The following is a 25,564-nucleotide window of genomic DNA, read 5'->3' as shown; positions in this document are numbered from 1 at the left end:
GGCTTACTCCTCTCCTTCCTCGGTTTCGGTCTTCCCGGAGGTGCCGGGGAGGTTCGAGAGACGGTCGTACGCGTCGGTGATGTCCCCGGTGTTGCCCTCTTCCTCGAGGGACTCGAGGTAGGCGTCGTACTCGTCCTGCGAGACGACCTTCACGTTGAAGAGCATCATCGAGTGGTACTCGCCGCAGAGCTCGGCGCACTTGCCGGCGTACTCGCCCTCGCGGGTGGGGATGAAGGACCAGGAGTTGTCCTTCCCGATGAACATGTCCTTCTTGTAGAGGAAGTCGATGATCCAGAAGGAGTGGATGACATCGCGCGACTGGAGGTTGATCGTGACCTTCTGGTCGACCGGGAGCACCAGCGTCGGCAGCTCGGACTGGTCGATGTTGCCTGCGGCGTCCGGCTGGGCCTGGATGCCCATCGTCCAGACGGTGTCCTCTTCGGTCTCACCGTTGTACTGGAAGTCCCATGCCCACTGCTTGGCGATCGCGGTGATCTCGACGTCGGGGTCATCCCACTTCGTCTCGATCTCGGTCTGATCGCGAGCCGTGAAGAAGAACATGCCGAGCACGAGGATGAGCGGCACGATCGTGTAGAAGATCTCGATCGGCATGTTGTAGCGCATCTGCACCGGGAGGCCGGTCTGGCCCTTGCGCCGGCGGTACGCGATCGCAGCCCAGGCCATGAGGCTCCAGGTGACGACGCCGACCGCGAGGAGAACGATCCAGGAGTTCACCCAGAGGGACGAGACGCGCTCCGTCTGGTTGGTTGCTGCCGGACCACCGTCCACGAAGCCCGGAAGAAAGCCGTTCAGCTCGGTGGGAGTACATCCCGCCAGAGCCACAGCTGCCACAACTCCCACAGGGAGTGCGGCCCAACGAAGGCGGCGTTTCGAGGGCACGATGCACCTTTCAGATCGCGGACAAGGCATGTTCAAGTCTAGAGCAACCTCACACCTGATTCATGCCAACCATGCAGGTTGAGAAGCGGAACGGCCGCCGTCACGCGAGGTGACGACGGCCGTTCGCGGGAAGAACGTGTCAGTGGAAGCTGTCGCCGCAGGCGCAGCTGCCCGCCGCGTTCGGGTTGTCGATCGTGAAGCCCTGCTCCGAGATGGTGTCTTTGAAGTCGATCGAGGCGCCGTCGAGGTAGGGAACGCTCATGTTGTCGACGATGACCTCGACGCCGTCGAAGTCGACCGTCTCGTCACCCTCGAGGAAACGCTCGTCGAAGTAGAGCTGGTAGATCAGGCCCGAGCAGCCGCCGGGCTGCACGGCGACGCGCAGACGCAGGTCGTCGCGGCCCTCCTGCTCCAGGAGGTTCTTCACCTTCGTGGCGGCGGCGTCCGTCAGCTTGACGCCGTGTGCGCTGGTGGTCTCTGCGGACAGGATGGTGTCGCTCATGTCGCTCCTCATGACGGGCCGGGTACGGGCTCTTCGACGATTCTACCGCCGGTGGGGACGGAAGGCTCAGATCTCACGCGCGTTCATACGGGCGAGCAGCAGCGCCTCGGTCGCCACGGCGTGCCGGAAGGTGTCCAGATGCAGCGACTCGTTGGGGCTGTGCGCGCGGGAGTGCGGATCCTCCACGCCGGTGACGAGGATCTGCGCCTCGGGGAACTCCCGCACGAGATCCGCGATGAACGGGATCGACCCGCCGACACCGAGATCCACCGGGGGCACACCGTACCCGTCCCGCATGGCATCCCTGGTGAGCGCGACGGCCCACCCGCTGGTGTCCACGAGGAAAGGGTTGCCGAGGTCCACGTCGGAGAAGGTCAGCTCGGCACCGAAGGGCGCGTGTGCGCGGAGGTGACGCTCGAGAGCCTCGTACGCGTCCTGGCCGGACTGTCCGGGGGCCACACGCGCGCTGATGACCACGGTCACCTCAGGGAGCAGGGTGTTCGAAGCCGCGGCGACGCTCGTCGCATCGATGCCGATGACCGTGACGGAAGGCTTGTTCCAGATGCGGCTGAGGATCGTGCCGTCACCGATGGGCGTGGTCCCCGGCAGGAGCCCGGCCTCGTCGCGCAGCGTCTCCTCGGTGTACTCGGGGGTCTCGGCGTCCCGCGCCGTCATCCCCTCGACGGCGACGGAGCCGTCCTCGTGCCACAGTGTGGCGAGGAGCCGCACGGTCGCCATCATGGCGTCGGGCACCGCTCCGCCGAACATCCCGGAGTGCGAGGCGTGGTCGAGCGTGCGCACCTTCATGGTGAAGCGCGCGTTGCCACGGAGCGAGACGGTCAGGCCGGGCGTGACCGAGTCCCAGTTGCCGGAGTCCGCGACCACGATCGCGTCGGCGCGGAGGGCGTCCTTGTTGTCGGAGAGGAACTGGGCGAAGGACCGCGAACCGTACTCCTCCTCCCCCTCGACGAACATCGCGATGCCGAGGTCGAGGTCGTCGCCGAGCACCTCCGCGACCGCGCGGATCGCCCCGATGTGCGCCATGATCCCCGCCTTGTCGTCTGCGGCGCCGCGGCCGTACAGGCGGCCGTCCCGCACGGTGGGCTCGAACGGCGGCGTCTCCCACAGGGCGTCGTCCCCCGGGGGCTGCACGTCGTGGTGGGCGTAGAGGAGGATCGTCGGCTTGCCGTTCCGTGCCGCGCGCGTCGCGAGCACCGCGGGCTGACCCTGCTCGTCGGTGCCGGGGATGTCCGCGCGGAGCACGGTCACCTCGTCGAAGACGCCGGTGCCACGCGCGAGGGTGGCGACGGCGTCGGCGCTGCGCTCCAGCTGCGTCTGATCGAAGGCAGGCCAGGCCATGCCGGGGATGCGCACGAGGTTCCCGAGGTCCGACAGCGCGGAGGGGATACCGGTGGCGACGGCTTCGAGGACGGCGGCGTCGGACTCGCTGGGAAGAGCAGGTGAGGTCATGCGAGTAATCTTAAGGCGACCCACCCCAGCGAACCGAGGAACCTCGTGGCCACTACCCCCGCCTCCCCTTCGACGAACGACGACGCCCCCCAGACGCCTGCCGTCGGCAAGGGACGCGCGACGCCGACCCGCGCCGAGCAGGAGGCCGCCCGTCGCCGCCCCCTCGTGGCGAACACCAAGGAGGCCAAGGCCGCGGCCCGCGCCGAGCTCAACGAGCGCCGCGCGAAGGCGCAGGCGGGCATGGCCGCAGGCGAGGAGAAGTACCTCCCCGCGCGCGACAAGGGCCCGCAGCGTCGGTGGGTGCGCGACTACGTGGACGCCGGCTGGCACCCCGCCGAGTTCGTCATGGGGGTCATGGTGCTCGTCATCCTGGCCTCGCTGCTGCCGACGAACATGATGATCTCGTTCTACGCGTACCTGTTCATGATGGCGTACCTCGTCATCGCGATCGGCGGCATGATCCTCCTCGGCATGCGGGTCAAGCGCAAGGCGGCCGCGAAGTTCGGCAAGGACCGCGTCGAGAAGGGCCTCGGCTGGTACGCGGGTATGCGCGCCCTGCAGATGCGCTTCATGCGTCTGCCGAAGCCGCAGGTCAAGCGCGGGCAGTACCCGGACTGACCAGTCCCCGGTTGATCTCGCGGCCCCAGAACGGTCCGCGGTAGAGGAACGCCGTGTAGCCCTGGACCAGGGTGGCCCCGGCATCCAGACGCTCCTGCACATCCGCCGCCGTCTCGACACCGCCCACCGCGATCACGCAGAAGTCCTCGGGGACCGCGGTGCGGACGACCCGGAGGACCTCGAGCGACCGCTTCTTGAGCGGAGCACCGGAGAGACCGCCCGCGCCGGCCGCCTCGACAGCGGCCGCATCGGTGCGGAGCCCGTCCCGGCTGATCGTCGTGTTGTGCGCGATGATGCCCGCGAGCCCCTCCTCGACGGCGAGGCGCGCGATCGCGGCGATCTCGTCATCCGGCAGATCGGGGGCGATCTTCACAAGCAGCGGGGTTGCCCCGGCTGCCTCGCGGACGGCCCGCAGCAACGGCGCCAGCGTCTCGACGGCCTGCAGACCGCGAAGTCCAGGGGTGTTCGGCGACGAGACGTTGACGGCGAGGTAGTCGGCGAGCGGGGCCAGTCGGGTGGCCGACGCGACATAGTCCGCCACGGCGTCCTCGACGTCCACCACACGGCTCTTGCCGATGTTGACGCCGATCACCGTGTCGGGCGCGCCACGACGAAGCCGGGCGAGACGACGGGCTGCGGCATCCGCACCACGGTTGTTGAAGCCCATGCGGTTGATCACCGCGCGGTCCTCGACCAGTCGGAACAGCCGGGGCTTCGGATTGCCCTCCTGCGGGACGGCCGTGACCGTTCCGACCTCGACGTGCCCGAAGCCGAGCGCTGCCAGGCCACGGACGCCGACGGCGTTCTTGTCGAACCCGGCCGCGACGCCGAACGGCGAAGGGAACGTCAGCCCCAGCGCCTCGACCCGCAGGGAGGGGTCGGGCCGGGTCATCGCGCGCGTGGCCCACGAGAACGGCGGCACACCGAGCACGCGGATCACCGCCATACCGGCGTGGTGGGCGAACTCGGGATCGAAGCGCGAGAGGGCGGCGCGGAAGAGCAGCGGATACATCCCTGCCAGATTACCGGTCCGCCGCCTCCGCCTTGGCGTGGTCGGCCCGGAGGTCGCCGATGGCGGACTCGAAGTCCTCGAGCGAGTCGAACGCCTGATAGACGCTCGCGAAGCGGAGGAACGCGACCTCGTCGAGCTCCCGGAGCGGTCCGAGGATCGCGAGGCCGATCTCGTTCGTGTCGAGCTGGGAGACACCGGTCTGCCGGACCGCCTCCTCCACGCGCTGCGCGAGGATCGCGAGGTCTGCCTCGGTCACGGGACGCCCCTGACAGGCCTTCCGCACTCCGGAGATGACCTTCTCCCTGCTGAACGGCTCCATGACGCCCGAGCGCTTGATGACGTTCAGGCTCGCGGTCTCCGTCGTCGAGAAACGTCCCCCGCATTCCGGACACTGGCGACGACGACGGATGGAGAGCCCGTCGTCGCTGGTGCGCGAGTCGATGACCCGGGAATCGGGGTGACGGCAGAAGGGGCAGTGCATCTGACAGATCCTACGCGGTGAAACGGGCCTCGATCGCCTCGCCGTGGGCGGGGAGCACCTCGGTGTCGGCCAGCGCGACGACGCCGTCCCGGACGGCGGCGAGGGCGTCGCGGTCGTACGACACGACCTGCTGCGGGCGGAGGAACGTGTACGCACCGAGGCCCGGGGCGTAGCGCGCCTGCCCGCCCGTCGGCAGGACGTGGTTGCTGCCGGCCATGTAGTCGCCGAGACTGACCGGCGTCTGATCGCCGACGAACACGGCACCCGCGCTCGTGAAGACGGTGGCCGCCTCCTCCGCGTCGGCGAGGTGCAGTTCCAGGTGCTCCGGGGCGTAGGCATTGCTGAACGCGATCGCCGCCGCCCTGTCGTCCACGAGCACGATCGCCGACTGCGGCCCGGACAACGCCGCCGCGACGCGCTCGCTGTGCCGGGTGCGCGCAGCCTGCCGTTCGACCTCGGCCCTGACCTGCTCGGCGATCTCCACCGCGTCGGTCACGAGGACGGCCGAGGCCTGCTCGTCGTGCTCGGCCTGGCTGACGAGGTCGGCGGCGATGAGACGGGGGTCGGACGCGGCGTCCGCGACGACGAGGATCTCGGTCGCGCCGGCCTCGGAGTCCGTGCCGACGACCCCGGCCACGGCACGCTTCGCCGACGCGACGTAGTTGTTGCCCGGTCCGGATACCACGTCGACCGGATCGAGTCCCAGGCTCGCGGCGCCGTGGGCGAGTGCTCCGATGGCTCCGGCCCCGCCCATCGCATAGACCTCGGAGACGCCGAGCAGCGCCGCCGCGGCGAGGATCGTCGGGTGGACACGGCCGTCCTGATCCGCCTGCGGCGGCGAGGCGAGGGCGATCTGCTGCACCCCGGCGACCTGCGCGGGGACGACGTTCATGACCACGCTGGACGGGTAGACGGCTTTGCCCCCGGGGATGTACACCCCGACGCGAGACACCGGCTGCCACCGCTGCGTGATGGTCGCTCCCTCGCCGATCCGCGTCACCTGCGGGGCGGGGACCTGCGCGGCCGAGGCGAGACGCACACGGCGGATGGCCTCCTCGAGCGCTGCGCGGACCGTGGGAGTGAGATCCGACAGGGCTTCCGCGAGGTGGGACTCCGGAACACGAACCGCGTGACCGACGACGCGGTCGAAGCGCTCCGCCTGCTCGCGCAGCGCGTCCTCGCCGCGTTCCCGCACGTCGTCCACGAGGCGCGCCGCGGTGTCGAGCGCCTCGGCCCGAGCCTGGGTCGCGCGCGGGACGGCGGCGAGCATGTCAGCGGGCGAGAGCTCGCGCCCCCGCAGATCGATCGTGCGCATGTCAGCCCTTCGTGATGCCGGCGATGTCGTGGAGGTAGCCGATACGGCCGTCGTCGTGACGCACGACGAAGGCGCCGCCCCGGTCCTCGATCACGAGTGCCCAGGCGGTCGGGCCGATGCGGAAGATCGGCTCTCCGCGTTCGTCGTGCACGTCGCGCTCCGTCGGGGCGAGGATCCAGAAGGGCTGCGCCTCAACAGCACTCTGTCGCTGAGCGGCAGCCTGCGGATCGGCGTGGTCGCTGATCACCGGGTGCACAGCGGTCGCGTCGTCCGGTGTCGGCTCCTGGGCGGCGGCGAGCTCCTCCTCGGAGAGTGCCTTGGCGCCGAGCAGCGACTCGATGCTGCCGGTGTCGGACACGATCTCGGGCTGCTCCCCGCGGGAACGCCGCGAGTAGACCGGGGTGTACTCGGGTTCCGAGGTGACAGGGACGGTTCCGGTCCCCCCACCCGAGGCGTGTGCGGTGAGCGGAACGCGATCCGCGTCGTCCACGGAGGCGCCGCGGTCGGCGGTGGCCGTCTCATCCGCGGCAGGAGAGCTCTGGGGGACGGCGTCCGCAGACGCCTCGACAGCCGCCTCGGCCGCCGATCCACTCGGCGTCGCCTCGGGACGCGGGCGTGCGATCACCGGGCGCACGGGGTTCGCGTTGCGGTGGGCGAGCGTGACGAGCCGCCCCTGGAAATCCTCCTTGAGTCCCGGGATGAGAGGCGCGAAGACGGTGAGGACGACGAGGGCGGTGGAGGTGATGACCTGCACGACCGCGTTCCAGGGCAGCCCCCAGTTCCCCGTGGAGATGACCGCCGAGAGGGCGAGCCACAGGTTGCCGGCCCACACGCAGGCCGCGACCGAGAACGCCACGGAGGCGAACTGGTCGATGCCGAGCGAACCGACGCGACGGATGCCGTCCGGCGAGAAGCGCCGGAGGACGAGGAGGAAGACGGCCACCGTGGGCACGCCGATCGGCAGGATCCACTGGATGCCGATGCCCCACAGGGAGATGCCGCCGCTGAGCGGGAAGAAGGAGACGAGGAAGGAGACCAGCCAGACGCCCACGATCAGCAGCTCGCGCAGCGTGAAGCCGAGGATGCCGTACTCCGGCGTGACCTCGTCGTCGTAGAGGACGCCGTCCTCATCGCTGAACACCGCTTCGGCGTCCGGCTCGGGAAGATCCGTGCTCATAGTCGTCCTTTCCTCATCGGCGCACCACGACTTTCCGGTGCTCTCGACGGCTCCCGATCCTACCCGCTCACCCCAGACAGGTCGGTCCGAGCAGAGACTTGAGGTCACCGAAGAGGTCGGCCGAGACCTTCACCGGCATGGGCACCTCGAACACCTTCGCCGTGCCCGCGCGGTGCACGCGGAGCAGCACCTCGGTGTCCCCGCTGTGCCGCCGGAGGACCTCGGCCAGCTCCGTCATGACCCGCTCGGTGGCGCGCTGCTCGGCGAGGACGAGCGACAGCGGGCCTGCAGCGTCGAAGGAGCCGATGTCGGGTGCGAACGCGGACTGCGCATGCAGGTTCAGCCCGTCGTCACGGCGCGAGACCCGTCCACGCACCGCGAGGATGGCGTCCTGCTGCAGGGTGTGCTGGAACTCGAGGTAGGTCTTGCCCATGAACATCACGGTGACCTCACCGTTGAAGTCCTCCACGGTGATCATGCCGTACGGGTTCCCACTCGCCTTCGCCACACGATGCTGCACGCTGGTGACGAGGCCCGCCACGGTGACCTGATCGCCGTCCTGCAGATCCTCGGAGTTGTTGAGGTCGTGAATGGAGATCGAGGCGTGCTTCGCGAGCGGCACCTCGAGACCGGCGAGCGGATGATCCGAGACGTAGAGGCCGAGCATCTCGCGCTCGAACGCGAGCTTGTCCTTCTTGATCCATTCCGGACGTGGGGGCACCTTCGCGGGCGCCGCCTCCTCCATCCCGTCGTAGAGACTGTCGAAATCGAAGCCGATGGCGCCCTGCGCCTCGTTCCGCTTCCTGTCGACCGCCGCCTCCACGGCGTCTTCATGGATCTCGAGGAGCGCCCGGCGGGTGTCCCCCATCGAGTCGAAGGCACCGGCCTTGATGAGCGATTCGACCGTGCGCTTGTTGGCGACGTGCAGGGGAACCTTGTCGAGGAAGTGATGGAAGGACGTGAACCGCTCGTCCTTGCGGGACTGCACGATGCCGTCGACGACGTTCGTGCCGACGTTGCGGACCGCGCCGAGACCGAAGCGGATGTCGTCGCCGACGGCCGCGAAGAAGTTGATCGACTCGGAGACGTCCGGCGGCAGCACCTTGATGCCCATCCGGCGGCACTCGTTCAGGTAGAGCGCCATCTTGTCCTTCGAGTCGCCGACGCTCGTCAGGAGCGCGGCCATGTACTCGGCCGGGTAGTGCGCCTTGAGGTACGCGGTCCAGTACGACACGAGACCGTACGCAGCGGAGTGCGCTTTGTTGAAGGCGTAGTCGGAGAACGGGAGGAGGATGTCCCAGAGCGCCTTGACCGCCCCCTCGCCGAAGCCGCGTTCGGTCATTCCGGCCGCGAACCCCGCGTACTGCTTGTCCAGCTCGGACTTCTTCTTCTTGCCCATCGCGCGGCGCAGGATGTCGGCTTGACCGAGGCTGAATCCGGCGACCTTCTGCGCGATCGCCATGACCTGCTCCTGGTAGATGATGAGTCCGTAGGACTCCTCCAGGATCTCCGCGAGCGGTTCCGCCAGCTCGGGATGGATCGGGGAGATCTCCTGCTGACCGTTCTTGCGCAGCGCGTAGTTGGTGTGGGAGTTCGCTCCCATCGGTCCAGGACGGTACAGCGCGATGAGGGCCGAGATGTCGCCGAAGTTGTCCGGCTTCATGAGTCGCATGAGCGAGCGCAGCGGCGGGCTGTCGAGCTGGAACACGCCGAGGGTGTCGCCACGGGCCAGCAGTTCGTAGACGGCGGGGTCATCGAGCCCGAGGTGCTCCAGATCGAGCTCCTCGCCGCGGTTCATCCGGATGTTGTCCAGCGCGTCCGAGATGATCGTCAGGTTCCGGAGGCCCAGGAAGTCCATCTTGATGAGGCCGAGGGACTCGCACGACGGGTAGTCGAACTGCGTGACGATCTGGCCGTCCTGCTCCCGGCGCATGATCGGGATGATGTCGAGCAGGGGCTCGGACGACATGATGACGCCGGCGGCATGCACGCCCCACTGCCGCTTCAGCCCCTCGAGCCCGAGAGCCCGGTCGAAGACGGTCTTCGCCTCCGGATCGGTCTCGATGAGGGCGCGGAACTCGCTGGCCTCCTTGTAGCGGGGGTGCGCGGAATCGAACATGCCGTCCAGCGGCATGTCCTTGCCCATCACCGCCGGGGGCATCGCCTTGGTGAGCCGCTCCCCCATGCTGAACGGGAACCCGAGCACGCGACCGGCGTCCTTGAGGGCCTGCTTCGACTTGATCGTGCCGTAGGTGACGATCTGCGCGACGCGCTCGGAGCCGTACTTCCGGGTCACGTACTCGATGACCTCGCCGCGGCGACGATCGTCGAAGTCGACGTCGAAGTCGGGCATCGAGACGCGGTCGGGGTTGAGGAAGCGCTCGAAGATCAGACCGTGCTCGAGGGGATCGAGATCCGTGATCTTCATCGCGTAGGCGACCATCGAGCCGGCACCGGAGCCACGACCCGGGCCGACGCGGATGCCGTTGTCCTTCGCCCAGTTGATGAAGTCGGCGACGACGAGGAAGTAGCCGGGGAAGCCCATCTGCAGGATGATCCCGGTCTCGTACTCGGCCTGCTTGCGCACCTTGTCCGGGATGCCGCTGGGGTACCGGTAGTGGAGGCCCTTCTCGACCTCCTTGATCAGCCAGCTGTCCTCGGTCTCGCCGTCCGGGACCGGGAACCGCGGCATGTAGTTCGCCGAGGTGTTGAACTCGACCTCGCAGCGCTCGGCGATCAGGAGCGTGTTGTCGCAGGCCTCCGGGTGGTCCCGGAAGAGCTGCCGCATCTCGGCGGCGGTCTTGATGTAGTAGCCGTCGCCGTCGAACTTGAAGCGGTTCGGGTCGTCGAGCGTGGAGCCGGACTGCACGCACAGCAGGGCGGCGTGGGCGTCGGCCTCGTGCTGGTGGGTGTAGTGCGAGTCGTTGGTGGCCACGAGCGGGATGCCGAGGTCTTTCGCGAGCCGCAGCAGGTCGGTCATGACACGGCGCTCGATGGAGAGACCGTGGTCCATGATCTCGGCGAAGTAGTTCTCCTTGCCGAAGATGTCCTGGAACTCCGCCGCCGCGGCCCTGGCGGCGTCGTACTGGCCGAGCCGGAGCCGGGTCTGCACCTCCCCCGACGGGCACCCCGTCGTGGCGATGAGACCCTTGCCGTACGTCTGGAGCAGCTCGCGGTCCATGCGGGGCTTGAAGTAGTAGCCCTCCATGCTCGACAGCGAGCTCAGCCGGAAGAGGTTGTGCATGCCCTCGGTGCTCTGGCTCCACATGGTCATGTGGGTGTAGGCGCCCGAACCCGAGACGTCGTCGCTGCGCTGGTCCGCCGAGCCCCACTGCACCCGGGTCTTGTCGCTGCGGTGCGTGCCCGGGGTGACGTAGGCCTCGAGACCGACGATGGGTTTGATGCCGGCGTTGCGCGCGGCGTTGTAGAACTCGAACGCCGCGAAGGTGTTCCCGTGGTCCGTCACCGCGATCGCCGGCATGCCGTAATCGGCGGCCGCCTGGGTCATCGCGTTGATCTTCGCGGCCCCGTCGAGCATCGAGTACTCGCTGTGCACGTGCAGGTGGACGAAGGAGTCGGATGCCATGCTTCGAGTCTACGTTCGGCCCCGGACACCGGCATGCGTCGCGCTCCCCCAGCGAGCGCGCCGCGGAACCCGGTTCACGCGTCCTCGCGGAGGTCCAGCCGCACGAGCACGCGGGGGAACCCGTCGAGCACCGAGCCCGTGTCCGCGACCTTGCGGAATCCCGCGCTCTCGAAGAGACGCCGCGTGCCCACGTACGCCATCGTCAGGTTCACCTTCGCCCCGGCGTTGTCGACCGGGTACCCCTCGACGGCGGGGGCGCCGCGCTCTCTGGCGTAGGCGACGGCTCCCTCGATGAGCGCATGCGACACGCCCTGCTTGCGGTGCCCCGGCCGGACTCGGAAGCACCACAGCGACCACACGTCGAGGTCGTCGAGGTGCGGGATGAGGCGGTTGCGCGCGAAACTCGTGTCGCGTCGAGGGTGCAGCGCCGCCCAGCCGACCGGCTCGTCGTCGAGGTAGGCGAGCACACCGGGAGGGGGATCCTGGTGGCAGAGCTCGCGCACCCGGTCGGCACGCGCGGGACCGCGCAGGGAGACGTTCTCCTTGTTGCCGATCCGGTAGCTCAGACAGAAGCAGACGTTCGACGTCGGCTTCTTCGGTCCCACCACCGCCGCGACGTCGTCGAAGACCGTCGCCGGACGCACCACGATGCTCATGCGGTCAGTGTGGCGGAGACCACCGACACCGCGGAAGCGACGCTCCGCGGGACCTATTCTCCGCGGAGCACGTCCAGTGCGTGCTGGAAGTCGTCCGGATAGGGCGAGGTGAACTGCACCCAGTCCCCCGTCGTCGGATGCGCGAAGGCGAGCTGATGCGCGTGCAGCCACTGCCGGGTGAGACCGAGCCGGGCGGACAGCGTCGGGTCGGCACCGTACAGCGGATCGCCGACACACGGGTGGCGGTGCGCGGCCATGTGCACGCGGATCTGGTGGGTGCGGCCCGTCTCCAGGTGGATCTCGAGCAGGGAGGCACCGGGGAACGCCTCGAGGGTCTCGTAGTGCGTCACGGAGGGCTTGCCGTCCGGGACGACCGCGAACTTCCAGGAGTGGTTCGGGTGCCGACCGATCGGGGCGTCGATCGTACCCACGAGCGGGTCCGGATGCCCCTGCACCACCGCGTGATAGATCTTCTCGACCGTGCGCTCCTTGAACGCCCTCTTCAGAGCGGTGTAGGCGGCCTCGCTCTTGGCGACGACCATGAGCCCGCTCGTCCCCACGTCCAGCCGGTGCACGACGCCTTGACGCTCCGGCGCGCCGCTCGTGGCGACGCGGAACCCGGCGGCGGCGAGAGCACCGACGACCGTGGGACCCTCCCACCCGAGCGAGGGATGGGCGGCGACGCCGGTCGGCTTGTCGACGACGACGATGTCGTCGTCGTCGTACACGATGCCGAGCTCGGGCACCGCGATCGGGACGATCTTCGGACCTTCCTTCGGCTCCCACTCGACGTCGAGCCAGGCACCGCCACGCAGGCGGTCCGACTTGTCGAGGGTGACGCCGTCCAGGCGCACGCCGCCGGAAGCCGCCACCTCGGCCGCGAAGGTCCGCGAGAACCCGAGGAGCTTGGCGAGGGCGGCGTCGACGCGCGTGCCATCGAGCCCGTCCGGGACGGGCAGCGACCGGGACTCCACGCTCAGCGCCCCTCGGACGCGGCGGCCGCCTCGGCGTCCTCGTCGGTCTCGACCGGGGCGTGGTCCTTCTCCCGCGTGCCGTCGAAGCGCAGTCCGAACACGACAAGCAAGGCGACCGAGATCATCCCGGTGACGATGAAGATGTCGGCGACGTTGAAGATGGCCGGCATCATCCACGGCATGGAGATCATGTCGACCACGTGGCCGACGGGAAAACCGGGCTCGCGGAACAGTCGGTCCGACAGATTGCCCAGCACGCCGCCGAGCAGGCAGCCGAGGACGACCGCCCAGAGGCGCGAACGCAGCCCGAACGCCTTCCAGACGATGACACCCGCCACCACGGCGAGAGCGATCGTGAAGATCCAGGTCACGCCGGAGCCGAGGGAGAACGCCGCGCCGGGATTGCGCACGTAGTAGAGCTGCAGGAACTCTCCGAGAACCGGGACCGCCTCGTGCAGCGGCAGGTTCTCGATCGTGAGGTACTTCACAAACTGATCGGCGGCCAGCACGACCGCTGCGAGAATCGCAACGATCGCACCGGCCGCCGACCGACGAAGGGGACGACGTCCTGACAAGAGGGCGCCTTACAGGCCGATCGCGGAGACCGGGGTGGAGTCCGTGGACGCCGACTTCTCGTCGAGCTCGCGGAGCTGGCCCTCGATGTAGCCGCGGAGCTGCGAGCGGTAGTCGCGCTCGAAGTTGCGCAGCTCGGTGATGCGGGCCTCCAGCGTGTTGCGCTCGCGCTCGAGACGTGCGGTCTCCTCGCGCTGCTTCGCCTCGGCCTCCGTGCGGATGCGGGCGACCTCGGCCTCGGCCTCGGAGATGAGCTGGTTGCGCTTCGCCTCACCCTCGGCGACGTGCTCGTCGTGCAGACGCTGCGCGAGCTCGATGATGCCGGCGGTGGCGGTCGCGGAGCCGGTCGGTGCGGCGTCGGCAGCGGGTGCCTCGACCGCGGGGGCCGGAGCGGGAGTGGCGGCAGCCGGCTCGGCAGCGGCGGGAGCAGGGGTGGAACCCGACTCGTACGCGGCGAGCTTCGCCTTCAGCTCGGCGTTCTCCTCGAGGGCCTTGCGCCACTCGATGACGATCTCGTCGAGGAAGTCGTCGACCTCGTCCGGGTCGAAGCCGTCCTTGAAGCGGACGTGCTGGAACTGCTTGGTGACGACGTCATCCGGGGTAAGTGCCATGGGTGGCTCCTCTTTCGATGAGTTCGATTGCCAGTACCGATGTATGGCGTGTTCGTGATGTGGCGCGAACCCGGGGCGCGCACCTGGGTGCCAGCATAGCCCCCGAGCCTTGGCGTCGCGATGCCACGACACCCAGGCTCGGACAACTCGCGGCGGTTCCCCGGTGCGACACGCGGGGTGGTCAGCGGATGAACAACCGGACGATGTTCATCAGGATCAGCACGACCAGCAGGGTCAGCGCGAAGCCGAAATCCAGCGACAGCTGGCCGATGCGCAGCGGAGGGATGATCCGCCGGAAGAACCGGATGGGCGGATCCGTGACGGTGTAGACCGCTTCAGCGGCCACGAGGCCGAAACCCTTCGGACGCCACTCCCGATTGAACATCGGGATGTAGTCGAGGATAAGCCGCGCGAAGAGCACGAGGATGTACACCAGCAGCATCAGATGGACGATGCTGGCGAGGACCGAGACCAGCTGCACGGTCTAGGAGTGGTCGAAGCCCGCAGACTCGGCGTCTGCGTGCGCGATGCCCCCGTGACCCGACACCGCGATGTTCTCCGGCGACAGCAGGAAGACCTTCGAGGTCACCCGCTCGATGCGACCGTAGAGGCCGAGGGAGAGACCGCTCGCGAAGTCGATGAGGCGGCGCGCATCGGCGTCGCTCATCTGGGAGAGGTTGATAATGACCGGGACGCCCTCGCGGAAGCTCTCCGCGATCAGCTGGGCGTCGCGGTACTGCTTCGGGTGGACGGTGAGGATCTCGTTCACGGCTCCTGCTGCGGGCTGGCGGACGGCGACGGGACGACGGAGCGGCGTGACGGGAGCCGGAGCCGGCTCTTCGCGGTCACGCTCACGCTCGCGCTGGGCACGGGCGGGCGCCGGCGTCTCCTCCTCGTAGACCTCTTCCTCATCGGCGAGGCCGAGATACACCATGGTCTTCTTCAGCGGGTTACCCATCGTGTCCTCCGGTTCGAACGTTTCGGGCTGGTCTTGTCACAGGTTAGCCCCGGGCGGGGCGCGGGCCCGTGATTGCGGAACCGATCCGCAGGTGTGTCGCGCCGGCGGCGATCGCCTCGGCGAAATCGCCGGTCATCCCGGCGGAGATCCAGGTCGCCTCGTGGGCGACCGATCGCACGTCGTCGGCGATCCGCCGCAGGCGGTCGAAGGCGGCCGTGGGCTCCTCATCGAGAGGAGCCACCGCCATGACGCCGCGGAGGCGCAGTGAAGGCAGGGTGAGCACGTGCTCGGCCAACGCCACCGCGGAGGCCGGGGCGACGCCTCCGCGCCCTTCGTCCTCCGTCAGATTCACCTGCACGAGCACGTCGAGCACGTCGTCGTCCACGGCGGCTCGGTGCAGGGCGTCGGCGAAGCGGTCACGGTCGACGGAGTGGACCACGTCGGCACTCCGCCTGATCGCGGAGGCCTTGTTCGTCTGGCCCTGCCCGATGAAGTGCCACTCGAGGTCGAGACCGGCGAGCTCGGTCTCCTTGGCGGTGAGCTCCTGCTGTCGGTTCTCCCCCACCGCGTGCACTCCGAGGGCGTGCAGATCGCGCACCAGGGAGGCGGGGTGGAACTTCGTGACGACGATCCGGGTGATCTCCGCCGGCGAACGGCCGGCGGCACGCGCGGCGTCGGCGATCCTCTCGTCGATCGCCGACAGCCGCGCGGCCAGGTCCGATGGCACCGAAGCGCCGACCGGCATCGTCACTTCAGGAATTCGGGGATGTCGATGTCGTCGTCGGCGAAGGCCGGCTCGATGCTCGTCGCCGGCGTGCGAGGCGCCGACGGCGCCGCGGTGGGCTCCGGCGCGCTCTTCTCCGTCGCGGGCTCGGTGGTCTCCGACAGCGCAACCTCGGGAAGCGACGCGGTCGAAGGACGCGAGACGACCATCGGGTCCAGCCGCAGCGAGGGCTCGCCGCCATCGAAGCCGGCGGCGATGACCGTCACTCGGACCTCGTCGCCCAGCGTGTCGTCGATGACGGTACCGAAGATGATGTTGGCCTCCGGGTGCGCAGCCTCCTTGACGAGGTCAGCCGCATCGTGGATCTCGAAGATGCCGAGGTTCGAGCCACCCTGGATCGACAGCAGCACACCGTGCGCACCCTCGATCGAGGCCTCGAGCAGCGGCGACTCGACGGCGAGCTCGGCGGCCTTGATCGCGCGGTCGGCTCCGCGCGCCGACCCGATGCCCATCAGCGCGGACCCTGCTCCCTGCATGACCGACTTCACGTCGGCGAAGTCGAGGTTGATGAGACCAGGGGTCGTGATGAGGTCCGTGATGCCCTGCACACCGGCGAGGAGCACCTGGTCGGCGGTCGCGAACGCCTCGATCATCGAGATGCCGCGGTCGCTGATCTCGAGCAGACGGTCGTTCGGGACGACGATGAGGGTGTCGACCTCTTCCTTCAGCTTCGCGACGCCTGCCTCGGCCTGGCTCTGGCGGCGGCGACCTTCGAAGGAGAACGGCTTCGTGACGACACCGATGGTCAGGGCACCGATCGACTTCGCGATACGGGCGACCACCGGGGCACCGCCGGTTCCCGTGCCGCCGCCCTCACCCGCGGTGACGAAGACCATGTCGGCGCCGGTCAGCGCCTGCTCGATCTCCTCCGCGTGGTCCTCGGCCGCGCGGCGGCCCACCTCCGGGTCCGCTCCGGCGCCGAGCCCGCGGGTGAGCTCACGGCCCACGTCGAGCTTGACGTCGGCGTCGCTCATGAGCAGCGCCTGGGCGTCGGTGTTGACGGCGATGAACTCGACTCCGCGGAGACCGAGCTCGATCATGCGGTTGACGGCGTTGACGCCGCCACCGCCGACGCCGACGACCTTGATCACGGCGAGGTAGTTCTGGTTCTGGCTCATGGCCGGCCTCCGATTAGTAGAGCCTGGAAGGGGCGAACCTTAAACCTCAACTAGAGGTGTAAAGTATTTCCCGGTATTGCGTTCTCTCAGATCGAAGGTAAGCGCCGCCTGCCCCTGCGCGCGCAGCGACATGGGCGTGTCGCGCCATTCCCGTCGAAACAGATCAGCCGACCACCGCGACGTCGGGTGAGGTGACGTCGATCGACGAGGCATCGGGGTTCTTCACGAGCGCGGCGGAGAGCGCGAGCGCCTTCAACCCGGAGTCCTCCTGGCTCCCCCACACGACCGTGAGGCCCGAGTCGAGGGTCAAGGTCACGTCGTCCGCCGTCGAGGCGCGGACGCCGGTGAGCGCACTGCGGATGTCGGCAGGGAGAGCGCGGACCACGAGTCCCGCGCTGCGGAACGCCGGCGAGTCCATTCCCCCCTCGACCTCCACCAGCGGCTGCCCTGCCGGGCGTTCCGCCGTCGTCGAGAGGGCGACACCTGCGGCATCCACGAGAGTGAAGCCGGCACCCGACTCGACGACCCCGATCGGCGTGCGCTCCACGATGCGCACGGTCAGATCGTGCGGCGGTCGAGCCTCCAGGGCATAGGTCTCGATGAGCGGGAACGTCAGCAGCGCCGCCTTGACCTCGCTCGTGTCGACCAGGGCGAGGGGCGTCCCGAGCTGGTCCGCCAGGGCCCCCTCGATCACCGCGGGATCGATCGTCGTGGTGCCGGTGACCGTGATGCGCTGCACGGCGAAGAGCGGGCTGTAAGCGGCAGCGACACTCCCCCCGATCAGCAGCACGACGGCCCCCACAGCGCTCAGCCAGACGATGCGGCGCCGCCGCGATCGGTGGGTGAACCGACGGATCTCCGCCCTGAGCGCCTTGCGGCGGGCGCGTGCCGCGCGCCAGACGTCCATCGAGGAACGGGGGCCCGCTTCCTCCTCCGTCTCCGCGTCGTCGGGCTCGACGGGCGCGGCGACGGCACCCTCGTCCGGAGCCGCCTGAGGCGCGGGACGCCGGCGGAGGATCCGCTCGGAGGCGACGTCCGTCTCCCCCGGAGTGTCCGGAGCGCTCGGGAGCGGGGGCGGCCGGCGCATGGGCTACGCCCCGTCGGTCCGGCGCAGCGACTCCAGCACCTGCGGGATGATCTGGTAGACGTTGCCGCAGCCGAGAGTCACGACGAAGTCGCCGTCCTTCGCGACAGACGCCGTGTAGTCGGCCGCTTCCTGCCAGTCGGCGACGAAGTGCACTCGGGACGGGTCGTCGAACGCCCCGCTCACCAGCTCGCCGGTCACGCCGGGCACCGGGTCCTCCCTGGCACCGTAGACGTCCAGCATCACGGTGTGGTCGGCGAGCTCCTCCAGGACGTCTGCGAACTCCTGGTACATGTGCTGCGTCCGCGAATACGTGTGCGGCTGCTGGATGGCGATCAGCCGGCCGGACCCGGCGATGCTGCGCATGGCCTCGAGCGCCGCACGCACCTCGGTCGGGTGGTGCGAGTAGTCGTCGTAGACGGTGACCCCGCGCTCCTCGCCGTGGCGCTCGAGACGACGGATCGTCCCCGCGAAGCCCTCGACGGCACGTACGGCGTCGCGGAGCGAATAGCCGAGCGCGAGGAGGACGGCGACGGCGCCGGTCGCGTTGATCGCGTTGTGCACGCCGGGGACCGCGAGCTGCATGCGCTCGGTCTCGCCGCCGTGCGAGACGGCGGCGGCGACGGGGCCCGAGGTGACGATCTCGCTGACGCGGACGTCGGCGTCCTCGGCCTGCCCGAACGTGAGGATGCGCGGGTGCGACAACCCGGCCAGCACGCGGAGCGCGCCGGGGTCGTCGCTGGAGATGACGACAGCCTCGGATGCCGCGTCCGCGAAACGCACGAAGGCGTCGTGGAAGGCCTCATCGGAGCCGTAGTGATCGAGATGATCGGGGTCGACGTTCGTGATGAGCGCGACCGCGGTGTCGTAGAGGAGGAAGGTCCCGTCCGACTCGTCGGCCTCGATGACGAAGAGGTCGCCGTTCCCGGTCGCGCTGGAGGTGCCGAGCTGCTCGATCACGCCGCCGTTGACGAAGTGCGGATCGGCGCCGAGCGCGCGCAGAGCCGTGACGATCATGCCCGTCGAGGTGGTCTTGCCGTGGGCGCCGGCCACCGAGACGAGGCGTCGGTTGCCGATCAGCCAGTGCAGGGCCTGAGAGCGGTGGATGACGTGGAGGCCGCGCTCCTTGGCGGTGACGAACTCGGGGTTCTCCGGCCAGATGGCACCGGTGTGCACGACCGTGTCGGCGTCGCCGAGGTGGGCGGCGTCATGACCGACGTGGACGGTCGCCCCCGCGGCGGCCAGCGCCCGTAGGTTGTCGCTGTCGGCGCGGTCGCTGCCGGAGACGCGGATGCCCGCGTCGAGGAACATCTTCGCGAGTCCGCTCATCCCGGATCCACCGATGCCGATGAAGTGCGCGGAGGTGATCGTGTCGGGGATGGGGAGGGAGAGGTCGGGTCTGATCATGTCCGCTTCAGTCTACTTTTCGTTCTCGTCCGGACGGCGGCGTCACGCCGCACCGAGGGCACGGTCGATCATCGCGACGACGTTCTCGGTGCCGGTGCGGGTGCCCGCGGTCTCCGCCGCCTCCGCCATCCGCCGGATGCGGTCACGGTCGCCGAGCAGCGGCACCACGATACGTCGGACCGCATCGCCGTCGAAGGTCGCGTCGTCGAGGAGCTGAGCGGCACCGGCGGCCACGGCGGATCCTGCGTTCAACCGCTGCTCTCCGTTGCCCACCGAGTACGGCACGTACAGCGCGGGAATCCCGAGCGCGCTGATCTCGCTCACGGTGGCCGACCCCGAACGCGACACGATGAGATCGGCCAGCGCGAACGCGAGGTCCATGCGGTCGATGTACCGGCGGAGGGCGTACCCGGGCACTCCAGGATCCGGCAGGTCGCTGCGCTCCCCGGTGACATGCAGCAGCTGCCAACCGGCGGCGAGGATGTCGCGCCAGGAGTCCGCCAGGGCGTCGTTCAACCGCTGCGCTCCGAGCGAGCCGCCGAAGACGAGAAGGACAGGACGATCGGCGTCGAGCCCGAAGTACTCGGCGGCCTCGGCGCGTCGAGCCGCCCGGTCGAGCGTGATGACCTCGCGCCGCAGCGGCATGCCGACCACCTCGCTCCCGCGGAGCGGCGTCCCGGCGAACGCGACTCCCACACCCGCGGCCGCACGGGCACCGAGCACGTTCGCCAGCCCGGGCTTCGCATTGGCCTCGTGGACGACGAAGGGCACGCGCTCGCGACGCGCGGCGACGTAGGCGGGTGCGGAGGCGTAGCCGCCGAAGCCCACCACGATGTCGATCCCGTGCTGCCGGATGTGCGCACGCACCTGGGCGATCGCCCGGCGGAACCGCGCGGGGAACGCGGCGGCCTGCGCGTTCGGGCGCCGCGGGAACGGCACCTTGTCGACGATGAGCAGCTCGTAACCACGCTCGGGGACGAGACGGGACTCCAGGCCCTCCGCCGTGCCGAGCACGAGGATCGTCGCCGACGGGTCACGCTCACGCAGCGCATCGGCGACCGCGAGCAACGGATTGACATGGCCGGCGGTGCCACCACCGGCGAGGAGGTACGAAGTCACCTCGCGACCCTACCCCGCTCGGCTGACTGCTTCTCGGCGACCGGAATGGTCCGCGCGAAGGCCAGCAGGACGCCGCAGGCGACGAGCACGGCGAAGAGTGCCGTTCCCCCCTGGGACATGAACGGCAGGGGCACACCCATCACCGGGAACACGCCGATGACGACGCCGACGTTCAGGACGGCCTGACCGACGATCCAGACCGTGATCCCCCCCGCGGCGACGCGGATGAAGGGATCCGACGTCTTACGGATCACATGGAACGCACCGACCGTGAAGAACGTGAACAGGGCGAGGACGACGATGCAGCCGATCAGCCCGAGCTCCTCGCCGACGATCGCGAAGATGAAGTCGTTGCCCGCGGCGGGGAGCCAGCCGTACTTCTCCTGGGAGTTGCCGAGGCCGAGTCCGAAGATCCCGCCGGAGGCCATGCCCCAGATGCCATGGATCGACTGGTAGCAGTCGGTGTAGTACAGCGCCATGTCATCGCACGTCGCGGTGATGCGACGCATGCGGTCCTCGCTGGAGAGCGCGTAGGCGAGCACCGCGACCACGCCCAGGATCATCGGGATGATGAAGAGGCGCAGCTTCACGCCCGAGAAGAAGAGACAGCCGAGCAGGATGAGGACCATCACCATCGCGGTCCCGAGGTCCTTGCCGGCGAGGACGGTGCCGATGGCCAGCGCCCCGACCGGGATCACGGGGATGAAGACGTGATGCCAGGTCCCGAGCATGGTCTGCTTGCGCAGCAGGACCGCGGCGATCCACAGGGCGAGGGCCAGCTTGAGGAACTCGGACGGCTGCATCTGGAAACCCGCCACCTGGATCCAGTTCCGGTTTCCGCCGTCGGCGATGCCGAGCGGTGTGAACACGAGGAGCTGGAGGGCGATGGCTCCGAAGAGCGCCGGCCAGGCCATGCGCTTGAGGAACGCCACAGGGAAGCGGCTGATGAGGAACATCATCGGGATACCGAGCAGGGCGAACACACCTTGCCGGAGAGCGCCGTCCAACGGGTTCTGCGCCTTGGCCACCGCCGTCGCGCTCGTCGCGGACAGCACCATCACGAGACCGAAGATCGTCAGGAGCAGGGCGGTCGACGCGATCAGCAGGAACTCGGTCGACACCGGGGTGAACCGGCGTCCGAGCGAGACCCGCGCGGCGAGGCCACCCGACTCAGACCGCGGAGGGCGAGCCACCTGCGTCATCGGCGCTCCCCCGATCGATCCACTCCCGCACCGCTTCGGCGAAGCGGTGGCCGCGATCCGCATAGCTGGAGAACTGGTCGAAGGACGCGGCGGCGGGAGCGAGGAGCACAGTGCCCTCCCCGTCGACGATCCCCGCCGCGATCTCCACGACGCGGTTCATGACCTGTCCAGTGTCGCCAGCTTCGACCTCGAAGACCGGCACCGTCGGCGCGTGTCGCTCGAATGCCGCGACGACGGCTGTGCGGTCCGCTCCGATGACGACCGCCGCGCGCGCGGTGGAGCCCGCGTCCGCGACGAGATCGGCGATGTCGACGCCCTTGAGATCACCGCCGACGACCCACACCGCACCGGGGTACGCGCGCAGTGACGACGCGGCCGCGTGCGGGTTCGTCGCCTTGGAGTCGTCGACCCAGGTGATGCCGGCGTGGCGCGCGACCACCTCGATGCGGTGCGCGTCCAGGCGGAAGGTCTGCAGCGCCCCGTGGATGGCCTCGGGCTCGACCCCGAGAGAACGGGCGAGGGCACTGGCGGCCAGGATGTTCTGAACGATGTGCGGTGCCGACAGCCCTGCGGCCTCCAGGTCGGCGACCGTGGTCAGTTCCAGGGCGCTGCGGGCTCGATCGTCGAGGAAAGCCCGGTCGACGAGCAGCCCCTCCACGATGCCGAGATCGCTCGGGCCGGGGATGCCGAGATCGAAGCCGATGGCGCGGGCGCCCTCGACGACGTCGGCCTCCTCGACCATCCGGCGCGTCGCCTCGTCGGCCTTGTTGTAGACGCAGGCGACCCGCGTGTTGCGGTACACCAGCGCCTTCGCGTCCCGGTAAGCCTGAGCGCTGCCATGCCAGACGAGATGATCGTCGGCGAGGTTCAGGCAGACTGCGGCGTGCGGGAACAGCTCCCCCTCCGAACGCGACAGTCCGAGGTACCAGAGCTGGTGGCTGGAGAGCTCGACGACGAGCACGTCGAAGCCGGCGGGGTCGCGGACCGCGTCGAGCACGGGGACGCCGATGTTGCCGCACGGTGCGGCGCGCAGGCCACCGGCGACGAGCAGCGTCGCCGTGAGCTGGGTCGTCGTCGTCTTGCCGTTGGTCCCGGTGATGAGCACCCAGTCCGCCGGCGTGCCGTCCGCGCGGAGGACCTTGTCGCGCACCCGCCAGGCGAGCTCGACGTCACCCCAGAGCGCGATGCCCTCGTCCTGAACCCAACGGATGACCGGGTGCGCCGGGGCGAAGCCAGGGGACGCGATGACGACCTCGGGCCCGAACGCCCTCAGCGCCTCGGGCACGGCGTCCAGCGGACCGAGCTCCAACCGGGCACCGATGACGGGGAGCAGGCGGGCGTACTCCTCCTCCGCGGACTCGCTGAGCACGAGGACGTCGGCACCGAGCTCGGCGAGGGTGTCGGCCACGGAGAAGCCGGTCATGGAGAGACCGAGGACGGCGACGCGCAGGCCGCTCCAGTCTGCGTGCCAGCTCGTCAGCCCGGCCAGACGCTCAGCCGACACGGGTCAGCCATTCGACGTAGAAGAGCCCGACGGCCGACACCGCGAGAAGACCCGCGATGATCCACATGCGCACCACGATGGTGACCTCCGACCAGCCCCGCATCTCGAGGTGGTGGTGGAACGGGCTCATCAGGAACAGCCGCTTGCCGCGGGTGATCTTGAAGTAGGCGCGCTGCAGGATCACGGATCCGGAGGCGAGCACGAAGACGCCGGCGATGATGAGGAGCAGCAGTTCGGTGCGGGTCATGACCGCCATCGCGGTGATGACGCCACCGATGGCCATCGAGCCCACGTCTCCCATGAACACCTTCGCCTTGGGCGCGTTCCACCACAGGAACCCGATGAGGCTGGCGGCGAAAGAGGCCGAGATGATGGCGAGGTTGAACGGGTCGCGCACCTCGTAACAGCCGCCGAGCGATCCCGGATCACCGCCGATGCAGGGCTGCTTGAACTGCCAGAACGCGATGAGGCTGTAGGCGCCGACGACGATCACGCCCGCGCCGGCGGCGAGGCCGTCGAGGCCGTCGGTGAGGTTGACGCTGTTGGAGGTCGCGACCCCGATGATCGAGATCCAGGCGAGGTAGAGGATCCAGCCCAGGATGACGCCGAACGCGAAGAGGTTCAGCCAGGTGATGTCCCGGAAGAGGGAGATCGACGCACTGGCCGGCGTCTGCCCCCACTTGTTCGGGAAGTTCAGTGCCACGATGCCGAAGGGGATCACGACGATGAGCTGACCGATCACCTTCCGCCACCCTGACAGCCCGAGGCTGCGCTGGCTGCGCACCTTCATGTAGTCGTCGATGAATCCGACCACACCGAAGCCGACCATGAGCCAGATCACCAGGATGGCGGACAGCGCCGGCGTCTCGCCGCTGACGAGGACCCCGGTGAAGTAGCCCACGATCGAGCCGAGGATGAAGATGACACCACCCATGGTCGGGGTGCCGCGCTTCGCCTCGTGGCTCGGGTTGCCCGCAGCCTCCGGGGTACGGATGACCTGCCCCCAGCCCCACTTGCGGAAGAGCCGGAGGAAGACGGGAGTCAGGAAGAGAGTGAAGGCGAGCGAGATGGCCGCCGCCATGATGAGGGACCTCACGAGAACAATTCTCCCAGACGATCGCCGAGATGCCGGAGGCCCACGGAGTTGGACGACTTCACCAGGACCCGGTCTCCGTCACGCAGCTCGGTACGGAGGTACTCGAACGCAGCGTCCTGGTCCGGCAGATGCACGGCTTCGCTGTCCCATGACCCCTCGCCGACGGCGGCGAGGTAGAGCCGCCGTGCCTCCGGGCCGACGACGACGATGCGTCGGATGTTGAGACGCACGGCGAGGAGGCCGATGCGATCGTGCTCTTCCCCTGCGCTCTCGCCGAGCTCGCTCATCGCGCCGAGGACGGCGACCGTGCGCTCGTCGGGGCCGGTGATCTGGGCGAGGGTCCGCAGGGCGGCCGCCATCGAGTCGGGACTGGCGTTGTACGCGTCGTTGATGATGCGGACGCGGTCGTTGCCCAGCGGCTGCATGCGCCACCGCTCGGCGATCTCGACGGTCTCCAACCGGGAGACGGCATCGGCCGGGGCCACGCCGAGCTCGACGGCGGCGGTGATCGCGGCGAGGGCGTTGCTGACGTGGTGGGCGCCGAGGACGCGCAGGCGCAGTGGCAGCCGCTCCCCTGCGACCTCGATCACGCACTGCGTGCCGGAGGCCGAGACCTCGATCTCCCGCGCGTGCACGACAGCCGCAGCCGACTGGCCGAAGCCGACGACCCGGAGGCCGCGGCTCTCCGCGAGCTCGCGCATCGCCCACACCCGGGCGTCGTCCGCGTTGAGCACGGCGATGCCGGGCACGCGGGCCGCGGCGACGAGCTCGGACTTGGCCTTCGCCGTGGCCTCGATGCCGCCGAAGCCGCCCGCGTGCGCCATGCCGACCATCAGCACGACCACCAGGTCCGGCTCGACGAGACCGGCGAGCCGCGCGATGCTGCCCGGCGCGGCGGCCCCGAACTCGCTCACCAGGAAGCGGGTGTCGTGCGTGACGCGGAGCATCGTCACCGGGGCGCCGACCTCGTTGTTGAAGGACTTCACCGGGGCGACGGTCTCGCCCTCGTCCTCGAGGATGCGGGCGAGGAAGTTCTTGGTGGTCGTCTTGCCGTTCGAGCCGGTGATGCCGACGATGCGCAGGTTCCCCCCGGCGCGCACGCGCGCCACGACCTCGCGCGCCAGCTCGCCGAGGGCGACCACGGCATCGGACACGACGATCTGCGAGACATCGACGTCGACGGGGTGCTCGACGATCGCCAGGACCGCACCGGCTTCGGCGGCGGCACCGACGAAGCGGTGCCCGTCGGTCTCGGCGCCGGGCTTGGCGACGAAGATCGACCCGGCCTCCATGGTGCGCGAATCGGTGTCGACGATCCCGTCGACCACCGTCTCCGGCGTGTGCTCTCCGGCCACGCGCAGTTCACCACCGATGGCGGCGGCGATCTCAGCGAGCGTCAGGGCGATCATGTCATCTC

Annotated in this window: 24 protein-coding genes; 1 reads left to right on the top strand and 23 read right to left on the bottom strand. The window is 69.2% G+C overall.

The window, feature by feature from the left end; genetic code table 11:
- Positions 1 to 3: 3 nt before the first annotated feature.
- The 3 genes from ctaC to AB1285_RS05110 form a co-directional block, all read right to left on the bottom strand.
- Complete coding sequence (ctaC, locus tag AB1285_RS05120; RefSeq protein WP_187661778.1) at positions 4 to 900, bottom strand: aa3-type cytochrome oxidase subunit II; 897 nt, start codon at positions 898 to 900, stop codon at positions 4 to 6.
- A gap of 139 nt (positions 901 to 1,039) precedes the next feature.
- Positions 1,040 to 1,402: an iron-sulfur cluster insertion protein ErpA gene (erpA, locus tag AB1285_RS05115; protein ID WP_187661779.1), complete on the bottom strand. Its 363-nt coding sequence runs from the start codon at positions 1,400 to 1,402 to the stop codon at positions 1,040 to 1,042.
- Positions 1,403 to 1,468: 66 nt separating this feature from the next.
- Entirely contained in the window at positions 1,469 to 2,872 is a 1,404-nt protein-coding gene (locus AB1285_RS05110; protein WP_187661780.1) for a dipeptidase, read from the bottom strand.
- A 45-nt stretch (positions 2,873 to 2,917) separates the two neighbouring features.
- Between AB1285_RS05110 and AB1285_RS05105 the strand changes: the two genes are divergently transcribed.
- A complete protein-coding gene (locus tag AB1285_RS05105) occupies positions 2,918 to 3,490 on the top strand; it encodes a DUF3043 domain-containing protein (protein WP_060921218.1) in 573 nt (190 codons plus the stop codon).
- On the opposite strand, the gene AB1285_RS05100 is transcribed toward AB1285_RS05105, so the two are convergent.
- The 20 genes from AB1285_RS05100 to AB1285_RS05005 form a co-directional block, all read right to left on the bottom strand.
- Positions 3,465 to 4,502: a quinone-dependent dihydroorotate dehydrogenase gene (locus AB1285_RS05100; protein WP_370428844.1), complete on the bottom strand. Its 1,038-nt coding sequence runs from the start codon at positions 4,500 to 4,502 to the stop codon at positions 3,465 to 3,467. The genes AB1285_RS05105 and AB1285_RS05100 overlap by 26 nt on opposite strands.
- 10 nt (positions 4,503 to 4,512) lie before the next feature.
- Complete coding sequence (gene nrdR, locus AB1285_RS05095; RefSeq protein WP_187661782.1) at positions 4,513 to 4,983, bottom strand: transcriptional regulator NrdR; 471 nt, start codon at positions 4,981 to 4,983, stop codon at positions 4,513 to 4,515.
- 10 nt (positions 4,984 to 4,993) lie between these two features.
- On the bottom strand, positions 4,994 to 6,298 hold the full coding sequence (gene hisD / locus AB1285_RS05090; RefSeq protein ID WP_187661783.1) for a histidinol dehydrogenase: 1,305 nt from the start codon (positions 6,296 to 6,298) through the stop codon (positions 4,994 to 4,996).
- 1 nt (position 6,299) lies between these two features.
- The gene (locus tag AB1285_RS05085; protein ID WP_370428845.1) at positions 6,300 to 7,475 is read right to left on the bottom strand and encodes a hypothetical protein; all 1,176 of its coding nucleotides are present in this window, start codon (positions 7,473 to 7,475) and stop codon (positions 6,300 to 6,302) included.
- Between the two features lie 67 nt (positions 7,476 to 7,542).
- Positions 7,543 to 11,061 (bottom strand): DNA polymerase III subunit alpha, encoded by a 3,519-nt coding sequence (dnaE, locus tag AB1285_RS05080; protein ID WP_259954726.1) that lies wholly within the window; start codon positions 11,059 to 11,061, stop codon positions 7,543 to 7,545.
- Between the two features lie 74 nt (positions 11,062 to 11,135).
- Positions 11,136 to 11,717, bottom strand: coding sequence for a GNAT family N-acetyltransferase (locus tag AB1285_RS05075; protein WP_268777359.1), 582 nt, complete (start codon positions 11,715 to 11,717; stop codon positions 11,136 to 11,138).
- A 53-nt stretch (positions 11,718 to 11,770) separates the two neighbouring features.
- Complete coding sequence (locus AB1285_RS05070; protein ID WP_370428846.1) at positions 11,771 to 12,691, bottom strand: RluA family pseudouridine synthase; 921 nt, start codon at positions 12,689 to 12,691, stop codon at positions 11,771 to 11,773.
- 2 nt (positions 12,692 to 12,693) lie between these two features.
- The gene (lspA, locus tag AB1285_RS05065) at positions 12,694 to 13,266 is read right to left on the bottom strand and encodes a signal peptidase II (RefSeq protein WP_283398736.1); all 573 of its coding nucleotides are present in this window, start codon (positions 13,264 to 13,266) and stop codon (positions 12,694 to 12,696) included.
- A gap of 9 nt (positions 13,267 to 13,275) precedes the next feature.
- Positions 13,276 to 13,875, bottom strand: a complete 600-nt coding sequence (locus tag AB1285_RS05060) for a DivIVA domain-containing protein (protein WP_187661788.1) — start codon at positions 13,873 to 13,875, stop codon at positions 13,276 to 13,278.
- Between the two features lie 181 nt (positions 13,876 to 14,056).
- Positions 14,057 to 14,356 (bottom strand): YggT family protein, encoded by a 300-nt coding sequence (locus AB1285_RS05055; RefSeq protein ID WP_187661789.1) that lies wholly within the window; start codon positions 14,354 to 14,356, stop codon positions 14,057 to 14,059.
- 3 nt (positions 14,357 to 14,359) lie between these two features.
- Entirely contained in the window at positions 14,360 to 14,833 is a 474-nt protein-coding gene (locus AB1285_RS05050) for a cell division protein SepF (RefSeq protein WP_187661790.1), read from the bottom strand.
- 43 nt (positions 14,834 to 14,876) lie between these two features.
- Positions 14,877 to 15,578, bottom strand: coding sequence for a YggS family pyridoxal phosphate-dependent enzyme (locus tag AB1285_RS05045; protein ID WP_370428881.1), 702 nt, complete (start codon positions 15,576 to 15,578; stop codon positions 14,877 to 14,879).
- A 2-nt stretch (positions 15,579 to 15,580) separates the two neighbouring features.
- The gene (ftsZ, locus tag AB1285_RS05040) at positions 15,581 to 16,735 is read right to left on the bottom strand and encodes a cell division protein FtsZ (RefSeq protein WP_187661791.1); all 1,155 of its coding nucleotides are present in this window, start codon (positions 16,733 to 16,735) and stop codon (positions 15,581 to 15,583) included.
- Between the two features lie 163 nt (positions 16,736 to 16,898).
- The gene (locus AB1285_RS05035; RefSeq protein WP_187661792.1) at positions 16,899 to 17,822 is read right to left on the bottom strand and encodes an FtsQ-type POTRA domain-containing protein; all 924 of its coding nucleotides are present in this window, start codon (positions 17,820 to 17,822) and stop codon (positions 16,899 to 16,901) included.
- Positions 17,823 to 17,825: 3 nt separating this feature from the next.
- Positions 17,826 to 19,226 carry a UDP-N-acetylmuramate--L-alanine ligase gene (murC, locus tag AB1285_RS05030; RefSeq protein WP_370428847.1) on the bottom strand — a complete coding sequence of 467 codons (1,401 nt, stop codon included), beginning with the start codon at positions 19,224 to 19,226 and terminating at the stop codon, positions 17,826 to 17,828.
- A gap of 42 nt (positions 19,227 to 19,268) precedes the next feature.
- Positions 19,269 to 20,345, bottom strand: a complete 1,077-nt coding sequence (locus tag AB1285_RS05025) for a UDP-N-acetylglucosamine--N-acetylmuramyl-(pentapeptide) pyrophosphoryl-undecaprenol N-acetylglucosamine transferase (RefSeq protein WP_187661794.1) — start codon at positions 20,343 to 20,345, stop codon at positions 19,269 to 19,271.
- Positions 20,342 to 21,547 (bottom strand): putative lipid II flippase FtsW, encoded by a 1,206-nt coding sequence (gene ftsW, locus AB1285_RS05020; protein WP_187661795.1) that lies wholly within the window; start codon positions 21,545 to 21,547, stop codon positions 20,342 to 20,344. Before ftsW ends, AB1285_RS05025 begins: the two co-directional genes overlap by 4 nt.
- Positions 21,516 to 23,051, bottom strand: coding sequence for a UDP-N-acetylmuramoyl-L-alanine--D-glutamate ligase (murD, locus tag AB1285_RS05015; RefSeq protein ID WP_370428848.1), 1,536 nt, complete (start codon positions 23,049 to 23,051; stop codon positions 21,516 to 21,518). Before murD ends, ftsW begins: the two co-directional genes overlap by 32 nt.
- On the bottom strand, positions 23,041 to 24,147 hold the full coding sequence (mraY, locus tag AB1285_RS05010) for a phospho-N-acetylmuramoyl-pentapeptide-transferase (protein ID WP_025105090.1): 1,107 nt from the start codon (positions 24,145 to 24,147) through the stop codon (positions 23,041 to 23,043). The genes murD and mraY overlap by 11 nt, the downstream gene beginning before the upstream one ends.
- Positions 24,144 to 25,556 (bottom strand): UDP-N-acetylmuramoyl-tripeptide--D-alanyl-D-alanine ligase, encoded by a 1,413-nt coding sequence (locus AB1285_RS05005; RefSeq protein ID WP_187661797.1) that lies wholly within the window; start codon positions 25,554 to 25,556, stop codon positions 24,144 to 24,146. The genes mraY and AB1285_RS05005 overlap by 4 nt, the downstream gene beginning before the upstream one ends.
- Between the last annotated feature and the right edge of the window lie 8 nt (positions 25,557 to 25,564).

This window comes from Microbacterium sp. NRRL B-14842 (assembly GCF_050470785.1).
The sequence above is the reverse complement of the archived record's forward strand: the minus strand, read 5'-3'. Positions and strand labels throughout refer to the sequence as shown.

Excerpts from the sequence above, each read along its gene's own strand:
- dnaE (WP_259954726.1), bottom strand. The coding sequence starts at position 11,061 with ATGGCATCCGACTCCTTCGTCCACCTGCACGTGCACAGCGAGTACTCG.
- nrdR (WP_187661782.1), bottom strand. The coding sequence starts at position 4,983 with ATGCACTGCCCCTTCTGCCGTCACCCCGATTCCCGGGTCATCGACTCG.
- AB1285_RS05035 (WP_187661792.1), bottom strand. The coding sequence starts at position 17,822 with ATGCGCCGGCCGCCCCCGCTCCCGAGCGCTCCGGACACTCCGGGGGAG.
- ftsW (WP_187661795.1), bottom strand. The coding sequence starts at position 21,547 with ATGACGCAGGTGGCTCGCCCTCCGCGGTCTGAGTCGGGTGGCCTCGCC.
- hisD (WP_187661783.1), bottom strand. The coding sequence starts at position 6,298 with ATGCGCACGATCGATCTGCGGGGGCGCGAGCTCTCGCCCGCTGACATG.
- AB1285_RS05005 (WP_187661797.1), bottom strand. The coding sequence starts at position 25,556 with ATGATCGCCCTGACGCTCGCTGAGATCGCCGCCGCCATCGGTGGTGAA.
- AB1285_RS05060 (WP_187661788.1), bottom strand. The coding sequence starts at position 13,875 with ATGGCACTTACCCCGGATGACGTCGTCACCAAGCAGTTCCAGCACGTC.
- AB1285_RS05110 (WP_187661780.1), bottom strand. The coding sequence starts at position 2,872 with ATGACCTCACCTGCTCTTCCCAGCGAGTCCGACGCCGCCGTCCTCGAA.
- murC (WP_370428847.1), bottom strand. The coding sequence starts at position 19,226 with ATGATCAGACCCGACCTCTCCCTCCCCATCCCCGACACGATCACCTCC.
- AB1285_RS05050 (WP_187661790.1), bottom strand. The coding sequence starts at position 14,833 with ATGGGTAACCCGCTGAAGAAGACCATGGTGTATCTCGGCCTCGCCGAT.
- AB1285_RS05100 (WP_370428844.1), bottom strand. The coding sequence starts at position 4,502 with ATGTATCCGCTGCTCTTCCGCGCCGCCCTCTCGCGCTTCGATCCCGAG.
- AB1285_RS05085 (WP_370428845.1), bottom strand. The coding sequence starts at position 7,475 with ATGAGCACGGATCTTCCCGAGCCGGACGCCGAAGCGGTGTTCAGCGAT.
- ftsZ (WP_187661791.1), bottom strand. The coding sequence starts at position 16,735 with ATGAGCCAGAACCAGAACTACCTCGCCGTGATCAAGGTCGTCGGCGTC.
- AB1285_RS05075 (WP_268777359.1), bottom strand. The coding sequence starts at position 11,717 with ATGAGCATCGTGGTGCGTCCGGCGACGGTCTTCGACGACGTCGCGGCG.
- AB1285_RS05045 (WP_370428881.1), bottom strand. The coding sequence starts at position 15,578 with ATGCCGGTCGGCGCTTCGGTGCCATCGGACCTGGCCGCGCGGCTGTCG.
- erpA (WP_187661779.1), bottom strand. The coding sequence starts at position 1,402 with ATGAGCGACACCATCCTGTCCGCAGAGACCACCAGCGCACACGGCGTC.